We start from the raw sequence: 9,273 nt of genomic DNA on the forward strand, positions 1-9,273 counted from the left end.
GCGCTCACCGCGGCGGTGGTGTCGCCCTGGATGGCCTGCACCCGGCGGGCGATGTCCTCGGTCGCCTTGGCCGTCTCCTGCGCCAGCTCCTTGACCTCGTTGGCCACCACCGCGAAGCCCTTGCCCGCCTCCCCGGCCCGCGCGGCCTCGATGGTGGCATTCAGCGCCAGCAGGTTCGTCTGCTCGGCGATCGAGGTGATCACCTTGACGACGTTGCCGATCTCGGCCGAGCTCTCACCCAGCTTCGCCACCGTCGCCGTCGTCGTCTCCGCGGCGGTCACCGCACGGGCCGCGACAGCCGACGCCTCCGCGGCGTTCGTGGCGATCTCCCGGATGCTCGCGCCCATCTGCTCCGCGCCGGCGGCCACGGTCTGCACCGACCGGGACACCTCCTCCGCGGCGGTGGCCACGACACCGGACTGCGCGGAGGTCTCGCCGGCCGAGGCCGAGATCTGCGCCGAGGACGCCGACAGCTCCTCGCTGGACGCCGCGACGGCGTCGGCGGAGGCGGCGACGGTGTCCAGCACCTCGCGCAGGGTCGTCTGGGCGCGATCGAGGGCGTCGGCCATCCGCCCGACCTCGTCCCGGGACCGGATGCCGGTGCTGCGGGTCAGGTCGCCTTCAGCGAGCGCCTCGAGGGAGGCCTGCACGGTGCGCACGGGCCGGATCACCGAGCGGGCGGTCAGCCAGCTCAGCCCGACGAGCAGCAGGAAGCCGATCCCGGCCACCAGGTAGGCGATGCTCTCGTACCTGGTGACGGTGTCCTCGAGGGTGACCGCGGCGGCCTCGGCCTCGGCCTGCAGGGTGTCCTTCGCCTCGCCCACGGCGGCGTCGGTGAGGTCGTTGGCGGCCTGGATGTCCTCCCAGCGCACCCGCGTGCCCGCCTGGTCGGCGACGGCGCTGTTGACGAAGGCGGTGATCGCGTCGGTGTAGTCGCCGTAGGAGTCCTGCAGGGCGTCCACGGCCGCGGCGCTGTCGCCGGTCAGCTCGATGCCGGCGAGCTCGTCCAGCAGCGCCTCCGGCGTGGCGATGTCGTCGGCCAGCTCGGCCAGCTGCTCGGCGGGGACGTCGCGGACGATCGCCTTGAAGCCGTCGACCTTGAGCTCGCTGGCCCGGGTGTCGAGCTGCAGCACGAGCTCCTGCGCGTCGTTGAGCGCCTCGGTGCGCTGCTGCTGCTCGCGGACGGCTCCGTGGCCGAGCGTCGTCGCGGCGAGCAACCCGCCCAACGACAGGGTGCCGACGGCGACCAGTGCGCCGAACTTGACCGACAGCGGGCGGTCGGCGAACCAGCCGGCCGGACGCGAGGGGGATGCGGCGCTCACGAGTGCCTCCAGGGCTCCTGTGCACGCTGCGACAGGGGATCGGCGTGCAGGAGGAATGGTGGGGGCCGGCGCTGCCCACGCGGCGGCACGGGAAACGGCCGCGGACGGATCGTTGTGCGGCGGGCGGGGACCGTGCGCTGCGCCGTCGCCGAGTCGACGGCGCCCGGTGGTCACCGGCGGTCGTTCGCGGCATCCGCGCAGGCGGCAGCGGGGGAGGGGCGACGTGTCGACCTCGCAGCGACGGGTCGGCGTCCGCGCCGCGGACGGTCGTCTCCCGCCGCGCCGCGACGCGCCGCAGCCAGTCAGGCGGGACGGGTCAGGAGAGCAGGTCGGCCAGCTGCCGGAGCGTCGCGACGACGGCATCGGGGTCGGCCACCCGGTACCGCGCGGCGGTCTCGCCCTCGCCGACCTTGATGCCGGCGTCGTCCGGGCCGAGGCTCCGGAAGACGTCCTCGTCGGTGCGGTCGTCCCCGAGGTAGACGACGGCGGCCGTGCCCAGCTCGCCGCGCAGCCGGGTGACGGCGCTGCCCTTGTCGGCGTCGGTGACCGCGACCTCGAGCACCGCCTTGCCCGGCTTCTTCGTCAGTGACGGATCCACGGCCGCATCCGCGGACGCCAGCAGCGCGGTTGCCGCGCCGGGGTCGGCGACCTGCCGCACGTGGACGGCGACGCTGGCCGGCTTGACCTCCAGCAGCGCACCCGGGACGGCGGTCACCAGCGGCGCGAGCGTCTCGGCCAGCGCGTCGCGGCGGCCGGCCAGCTGCCCGGTGAGCGGACCGTCGAACTCGGCGCCGTGGCTGCCGATCCAACGGTAGGGACCGGAGAAGCCGCTGACCGCCTGCAGGTCCTCGAGGCCGCGGCCGCTCACCAGCGCGACGGTGACGCCGTCGGCGGCGGCGACCCGCGCGAGCGCCTCGGCGGCGCCGGGAGCGGGCCCCGCCGCACCGGGGTCGCCGACCAGCGGGGAGAGGACCCCGTCGTAGTCGGTGGCGACCAGCAGCGGGCGGCGCCCGGCCAGGCCGGCCAGCGCGGTCGCGAGGTCGGGAGGGACCGTCATGCCTGGGCCCGCAGCGCGTCGAAGAACGACGACGCCCAGTGGTCGAGGTCGTGCTTGACCAGGTACCGCCGCATCGCGCGCATCCGGCGGGCGCCCTCGGCCGGCTCGACCCGCAGCGCGCGCAGCAGCTGGTTCTTGACGCCGGTGATGTCGTGCGGGTTGACCAGGAACGCCTGCCGGAGCTCGGCGGCGGCCCCGGCGAACTCGGACAGGACGAGCGCGCCGCCGTGGTCGCTGCGCGCCGCGACGTACTCCTTGGCCACCAGGTTCATGCCGTCGCGGTAGGGCGTCACGAGCATGACGTCGGCGGCGCGGTAGAGAGCGGCCAGCTCCTCGCGCGGCATCGACTGGTTGAAGTAGTGCACCGCCGGGCTGCCGATCGAGCCGAACACCCCGTTGATGTGCCCGACCTGCTGCTCGATCGTCTCGCGCATGTGCACGTAGTGCTCGACCCGCTCGCGGCTGGGTGTGGCCACCTGCACCATGACCGTGCCCGGCGCCTCGACGACGCCGTCCTCGAGCATCTCCTGGAAGGCGTTGAGCCGGACGCTGATGCCCTTGGTGTAGTCGAGCCGGTCGACGCCCAGGATCATCTTGTCCGGGTCGCCGAGCTCGGCGCGGATCTCCTTGGCGCGGGCCAGGACCTCCGGCGAGGAGGCCAGCTGGTCGAAGGCGGCGACGTCGATGGAGATCGGGAACGCGCGCGCGATCACCGTCCGGCCGTCGTACTCGATCGCCGGGCCGCGTGTGGGCAGCTCGTGCAGCCGCCGGGCCAGCTGGACGAAGTTGGTCGCCGCGCTGGGCAGCTGGAAGCCGACCAGGTCCGCGCCGAGCAGCCCCTCGACGATCGCCGAGCGCCACGGCAGCTGGGTGAACAGCTCGTAGGGCGGGAACGGGATGTGCAGGAAGAAGCCGATGGTCAGGTCGGGGCGGCGCTGGCGCAGCATGGCCGGGACCAGCTGCAGCTGGTAGTCGTGCACCCAGACGATCGCGTCGTCGGCGGCGACCTCCGCGGCCCGGTCGGCGAAGCGCTTGTTGACCTGCACGTAGGTGTCCCACCAGGTGCGGTGGTACTCCGGCTTCTCGACCACGTCGTGGTACAGCGGCCAGAGCGAGGCGTTCGACATGCCCTCGTAGTAGCGGTCGACCTCCTCCTCCGAGAGCTCGACGGGGATCAGCGACATCCCGCCGGACTCGAAGGGCTCGGGCGCCTCGCCGGCCGATCCGGACCAGCCCACCCACGCGCCGCCGCGACCGGCGACGAAGGGCTCGAGGGCGGTGACCAGGCCGCCGGGGCTGCGCTGCCAGCGCGTCGTCCCGTCGGGGTCGGTCACCTGGTCGACGGGCAGCCGGTTGGCCACGACGACGACGGGGCTGTCCGCTCGCACGTCTCCTGCGTCTGAGCCGGTCATACCGGTCCCGACCCTATCCAGGACGCGCCCAGCAGGCACCCCCGGGCGGTCAGCGGACCAGGAGGTAACCGGCGGCCGCGGCCGCGAGGCCGATCACCAGCGTGGCCGCGACGTAGGAGACCGCCCGGACGACGGCGCGCTCCTCGACCAGCCGGACGACGTCGGCACCGAAGCCGGAGAAGGTGGTCAGCGTGCCGCAGAAGCCGGTGCCGACGAGGGCGAGGACCCCGGCCGGCACGTCGCGCAGGCCCAGCAGCACTCCGAGGACCACCGCGCCGGCGACGTTGACGACGAGGGTGGCCGCCGCCGGGTCGCGCCCGGCGCGGCCCGCCAGCCGGACGGCGAGCAGCCGCAGCGGGGCGCCGACGAGCGCGCCGGCCGCGACCAGCAGCGGGGTCACGGGCGCCCCCGGCCGCGCACCGCCCGGATCCCGGCCGCCACGGCGAGCACGCCGCCGAGGACCGAGACGAGCACGTAGCCGAGCGCCCGGGCGATCGCGCCGGCGTCGGTGAGCCCGACGACCTCCATCGCGAACGCCGAGTACGTCGTGTAGCCGCCGAGCACCCCGACGGCGAGGAACGGCCGCGCCCAGGCCGGCTCGGGGTCGCGTGCGGCGAGCGCCCCGAGGAGGACGCCCATCAGCAGGCAGCCGGTGAGGTTGACCAGCAGCGTGGCCCACGGCCAGCCGCCGTCGGGGGAGGGGAGCGCCTCGGCGACGCCCCACCGCGCCAGCGCCCCCAGCGCCCCGCCCAGCGCCGCGAGCACGTACGCCACCCGTACCTCCCAGGCATAGGAAGCTCTCCCCACGTATCGGGGGCCGAGACGTGCGTGAAGCTTCCTATGCCTCGGCCGCTGTCACCGGCGGCGGGTCTCCGGGAAGAGCAGGTCGACGAAGCGCGCGGCGGTCGGCCGGGGCTCGTGGTTGGCCAGCCCGGGCCGCTCGTTGGCCTCGACGAACACCGCGTCGGGGCCCTCGACGTCGGGGACGAGGAAGTCGATGCCGGTGACCGGGATGCCGATGGCGCGGCTGGCCCGCACCGCCGCCTGGCCGATCGCCGGGTCGAGCCGGTCGGTGACGTCCTCGATCGTGCCGCCGGTGTGCAGGTTCGCCGTCCGCCGCACGCGCAGCCGCTCGCCGGAGGGGAGGACGTCGTCCATGGCGTACCCGGCGGCCCGGACGACGTCGGCGGTGACGTCGTCGAGCGGGATCCGCGACTCCCCGCCGGTGGCCCGCTCCCGGCGCCGGCTGGTCTCGCGCACCAGGTCGGTGACCGTGCGGCGGCCGTCGCCGACGACCTCCGCGGGCTTGCGCACCGCGGCGGCGACCACCTCGTGGTCGATGACGACGACGCGCAGGTCCTCGCCGGGGACCAGCTCCTCGGCGAGCACGTCGGGGCAGAACAGCCGCGCCGCGGCCACGGCCCGGTCGAGCTCGTCCGCTGTCGTCACGCCCACGGTGATGCCCTTGCCCTGCTCGCCGCGGGCGGGCTTGACCACCAGCTCGCCGCACACGGCCAGCAGGTCGAGCGCCGGGCCGGGATCGTCCTCGGGCACGGTGACGCCGCGCGGCACGCGCACGCCGGCGGCCTCGACGATCCGGCGGGTCACCCGCTTGTCGTCGCAGCGGCTCATGGCGACGGCGGTGGTGAACTCCGACAGCGACTCGCGGGTGAGCACCCGCCGCCCGCCGAGCGACAGCCGCATCTCGCCGAACTCGACGTCGGTCACCTCGACGCGGATCCCGCGGCGCAGCGCCTCGTCGGCGATGATCCGGGCGTAGGGGTTGAGCTGGGTCACCCCCGGCGGGCGGGCCGCGAACAGCGGCGTGTTGATCGGGTTCTTGCGCTTGACGCACACCGCCGGCGCCCGGGCGAAGCCGAGCTTGCGGTACAGCGCGATGGCCCCGGAGTTGTCGTGCATGACCGAGAGGTCGACGTAGGAGCGGCCGCGGCCGACGTAGCGCTCGGCCAGCACCCGGACCAGGGCCTCGCCGGTGCCGGGCGGGGCGCTCTGGGCGTCGACGGCGAGGCACCAGAGGCTGGTGCCGCCCTCCGGGTCGCCGAAGGCCAGCACGTGGTCGACGCCGGTGACCGTGCCGACGATCCGCCGCGTCCGCCGGTCCTCGGCGACGAGGTAGGTGAAGCAGCGGGTGCGGTGGTTGGCCCACATGGTCTCCGGGTCGCCGGACACCATGCGGTTGCGGGCGTAGATCTCGTTGATCGCCTGCATGTCCTCCAGCGAGGTCACCGTGCGGACGAAGACGCCGCGGATGAGCTCGGGGCGGGGCCGGTAGCGGTACAGGTCGAGCCGGTAGGTGTAGCTGGGGTCGATGAACAGCTCGTCGGGCGCCAGGCCCACGAGGACGTGCGGGTCGCGGGCGTAGATGCAGATGTCGCGCTGACCGGTCTCCTCGGCGCGCAGCGCGGCGAGGATGTTGCGCATCTCGGCGAAGGTCTGGCCGAAGACCAGCCGTCCCCAGGCGAGGTCCAGGACGACGTCGCTGTCCATGCCCTCCAGCTGGTGCTCGGAGGGCCGGGTCCAGTTGCGGCCGGTGAGGTCGGGGGTGCCCGCCACCGTCGTGCGGCGGCGGTGTCCGGCGAGCCGGGGGAGCGCCACGGTGTCCTCCTCAGACCCCGTGGTTCTGCAGCCACAGCTCCAGCAGACCCAGTTGCCAGAGCTTGTTCCCCCTCAGCGGCGTGAGCTCGCTGTTGGGGTCCTCGACCAGCCGGGAGACGTACTCGGGGCGGAACAGCGCCCGCTCGCGCGCCGCGTCGCTGGACAGCGCGTCCTTCACCAGCCCGAGGACCTTGCCCTCGAGGTGGGTGATGGCCGGCACCGGGAAGTAGCCCTTGGGGCGGTCGATGACCTCCGGCGGGATGATCCGGCGTCCGAGCGCCTTGAGCACGCCCTTGCCGCCGTCGGCGAGCTTGAGCTCCGGCGGGCAGGCCGCGGCGAGCTCCACCAGGTCGTGGTCGAGGAAGGGCACCCGGGCCTCCAGACCCCAGGCCATGGACATGTTGTCCACCCGCTTGACCGGGTCGTCGACCAGCATGACCTCGCTGTCGAGGCGCAGGGCGGCGTCGACGGCGGTCTGCGCGCCGGCCCGGGACATGTGGTCGCGGACGAACTCCAGGCTCGGGTCGCCGTCGACGGCGTAGCGCTCGCCGACCAGCGCGCGCATGTCCTCCGAGCGGCGGTCGAAGAAGGCCCCCGCGTAGCGCTCGACGGCCTCGCCGCGGTCGACGTCGGCCAGCGGCGGGTACCAGTGGTAGCCGGCGAAGACCTCGTCGGCGCCCTGCCCGGACTGCACGACCCGGATCGACTGGCTCACCCGCTCCGACAGCAGGTCGAAGGCGACGACGTCGTGGCTGACCATCGGCTCGGCCATCGCGCCGATCGCGTGGCCGAGGGCGGCGGCCAGTTCGTCGGAGGAGACGCGGATGCGGTGGTGGTCGGTCCCGAACCGCTCGGCGATGACGTCGGAGTAGCGGAACTCGTCGCCGGCGTGCCCGCCGACGGTCTCGAAACCGATCGAGTAGGTGGCGAGGTCGCTCTGCCCCTCCTGGGCGAGCAGCCCGACGATCAGGCTGGAGTCCAGGCCGCCGGAGAGCAGCACACCGACCGGGATGTCGGAGACCAGGCGACGACGGACGGCGACCCGCAGCGCCTCCTCGATCGCGTCCTCCCAGTCGCGCGCCGACCAGCCCGCGTGCTCGGGGCGCCGCTCGTAGGTGGGCTCCCAGTAGCGGTGCTCGCGGCTGGTGCCGTCGGCCTCGATGACGCGGACGGTGGCCGGCGGCAGCTTGCGGACGCCGTTGAGCAGCGTGCGCGGCGCCGGGACGACGGCGTGCCAGGTCAGGTAGTGGTGCAGCGCGACCGGGTCGATGGAGGTGTCGACGTCGCCGGCGCGCAGCAGGGCCGGCAGCGACGAGGCGAACCGCAGCCGGCCCGGGGTCTCCGACAGGTAGAGCGGCTTGATGCCCAGCCGGTCGCGGGCCATGACCACGCGGCCGGTGTCCCGCTCGTGGATGACCACGACGAACATGCCGTGCAGGTGGTCGACGAAGTCGACGCCCCAGTGGTGGTAGCCCTTGAGCAGGACCTCGGTGTCGCTGGTGGAGAAGAAGCGGTAGCCGTGGCCCTCGAGCTCGGCGCGCAGTTCCTTGTAGTCGTAGATGCAGCCGTTGAAGACCGCCTCGAGGCCCAGCTCGCTGTCGACCATCGGCTGCGAGCCGCTGGCCGACAGGTCGATGACCGACAGCCGGCGGTGGCCGAACGCCACCCGGCCGGCGCTCCACTGGCCCTGGCCGTCCGGTCCGCGGGGGACCAGCGCCTCGACCATCCGCGCCACCGCGGTGGTGTCGGCCAGGGAGCCGTCGAACCTGATCTCGCCGGAGAGGCCGCACATGGCTTCGATCCAACACCGGTCGCCCGGCTCCCGCGACGCGTCAGGACGATCGTCACACCGATGCAACACGGCCCGGTTCCACGTGGAACCGAGCCGGTGCCCCTGCCGTACGACGCCGCGTCACGGGCATCCGGGACCCGACGTGCCGGCCGCCGCCCCCTGGTCGGCAGGGTGGGGGCGTGGTCGAGGACCCGCCGGGCGAGGTGCCCTGGGCGATGCAGCTGGTCGTGCGGGTCGAGAGGTCCGCGCCGCCGACCCGGACCGCCGTCTGCACGGCCGCAGGTGTCGCGGTCGTGCGGCTGCTCGCCGACGACCGGGCGCTGGCGGACGGGGAGTGGCACCCGCAGGTGCGGCGGTGGACCGACGGGGCGATCCGGAAGCACTGCCGGCGGGCCAGGGGAGTGGCCTGGGAGCGGGTCGAGGCCCTCCCCGGCGTGACCGCCTCGGCAGCCGGCGCCGAGGTCCGTGCGCTGGTGCCGACGGCGCTGGACGAGATCCCGCGCGAGGTCGCGAGACTGCAGTTGTCGGGCAGCGAGCTCGACGACCCGGACGTCCTGCGGACTGCCGACCCGGCGCCCGGCGGCCCGGTCGTGGTGTCGGTCTGCCCCGAGCCGTTCCTGCCGCTGGGCAAGGCCGCGGCGGCCTGCGGCCACGCCGCGCAGCTGACCGCGATGCGCATTCCCGCACGGCGGCTGGCCGCCTGGTCCGCGGCCGGCTTCCCGGTGGTCGTAGAGCACCCGGACGTCGCCCGCTGGACGCGGCTGCGTCCACAGGCCGCCGTGGAGGTCGTCGACGCCGGGTTCACCGTCGTGGCGCCCGGCACCAGCACGGCGCTGGCCCGCTGGGCGTAGGACCGCCCAGCAGACCGGCCGTCATCTCATGTCAGAACGGCGGCGGGTCGTCGTCCGGAGTGTCGGCGCCGTCCGGTCCCGGTGGGCCGGTGTCGTCGGGAGGTGGTGGTCGCAGGCCCGGCGGGCGCGTCGTCCGCGTGATCCCGGAGGGCGTCGTCACGGTGAGGACGCCGTCGGGGCTCATGTGGAACCGCCAGCCGCGGGCGAAGGTCTTCAGGCGGTG

Annotated in this window: 8 protein-coding genes and 1 pseudogene; 1 reads left to right on the forward strand and 8 read right to left on the reverse strand. The window is 74.3% G+C overall.

Annotated features, from left to right (window positions below; all coding sequences use genetic code 11):
* The 7 genes from BM414_RS28910 to BM414_RS27885 all read right to left on the reverse strand — a co-directional run.
* On the reverse strand, positions 1–1,322 hold a 1,322-nt coding region (locus tag BM414_RS28910), incomplete at its 3' end, for a methyl-accepting chemotaxis protein (RefSeq protein ID WP_217644969.1).
* A 316-nt stretch (positions 1,323–1,638) separates the two neighbouring features.
* On the reverse strand, positions 1,639–2,379 hold the full coding sequence (gene otsB / locus BM414_RS27860) for a trehalose-phosphatase (protein WP_093585230.1): 741 nt from the start codon (positions 2,377–2,379) through the stop codon (positions 1,639–1,641).
* Positions 2,376–3,767: an alpha,alpha-trehalose-phosphate synthase (UDP-forming) gene (locus tag BM414_RS27865; RefSeq protein WP_245785045.1), complete on the reverse strand. Its 1,392-nt coding sequence runs from the start codon at positions 3,765–3,767 to the stop codon at positions 2,376–2,378. Before BM414_RS27865 ends, otsB begins: the two co-directional genes overlap by 4 nt.
* A gap of 73 nt (positions 3,768–3,840) precedes the next feature.
* The gene (locus BM414_RS27870) at positions 3,841–4,191 is read right to left on the reverse strand and encodes a fluoride efflux transporter FluC (protein ID WP_093585236.1); all 351 of its coding nucleotides are present in this window, start codon (positions 4,189–4,191) and stop codon (positions 3,841–3,843) included.
* On the reverse strand, positions 4,188–4,565 hold the full coding sequence (crcB, locus tag BM414_RS27875; RefSeq protein ID WP_093585239.1) for a fluoride efflux transporter CrcB: 378 nt from the start codon (positions 4,563–4,565) through the stop codon (positions 4,188–4,190). The genes BM414_RS27870 and crcB overlap by 4 nt, the downstream gene beginning before the upstream one ends.
* Positions 4,566–4,646: 81 nt before the next feature.
* Positions 4,647–6,407 carry an N-acetylglutaminylglutamine synthetase gene (gene ngg / locus BM414_RS27880; RefSeq protein ID WP_217644970.1) on the reverse strand — a complete coding sequence of 587 codons (1,761 nt, stop codon included), beginning with the start codon at positions 6,405–6,407 and terminating at the stop codon, positions 4,647–4,649.
* A 10-nt stretch (positions 6,408–6,417) separates the two neighbouring features.
* A complete protein-coding gene (locus BM414_RS27885; RefSeq protein WP_093585242.1) occupies positions 6,418–8,199 on the reverse strand; it encodes an N-acetylglutaminylglutamine amidotransferase in 1,782 nt (593 codons plus the stop codon).
* A 179-nt stretch (positions 8,200–8,378) separates the two neighbouring features.
* Between BM414_RS27885 and BM414_RS27890 the strand changes: the two genes are divergently transcribed.
* The gene (locus BM414_RS27890; RefSeq protein WP_093585245.1) at positions 8,379–9,050 is read left to right on the forward strand and encodes an aminoacyl-tRNA hydrolase; all 672 of its coding nucleotides are present in this window, start codon (positions 8,379–8,381) and stop codon (positions 9,048–9,050) included.
* Positions 9,051–9,081: 31 nt separating this feature from the next.
* Here BM414_RS27890 and BM414_RS27895 read toward each other — a convergent pair.
* Positions 9,082–9,273 (reverse strand): annotated as a pseudogene (locus tag BM414_RS27895) (HNH endonuclease); the annotation flags it as partial.

It is taken from the genome of Geodermatophilus amargosae, from assembly GCF_900116515.1.
GTDB classification, from domain to species: Bacteria; Actinomycetota; Actinomycetes; order Mycobacteriales; family Geodermatophilaceae; genus Geodermatophilus; species Geodermatophilus amargosae.

Coding starts and splice junctions, on each gene's coding strand:
- BM414_RS27885 (WP_093585242.1), bottom strand. CDS start 8,199: ATGTGCGGCCTCTCCGGCGAGATCAGGTTCGACGGCTCCCTGGCCGAC.
- otsB (WP_093585230.1), bottom strand. CDS start 2,379: ATGACGGTCCCTCCCGACCTCGCGACCGCGCTGGCCGGCCTGGCCGGG.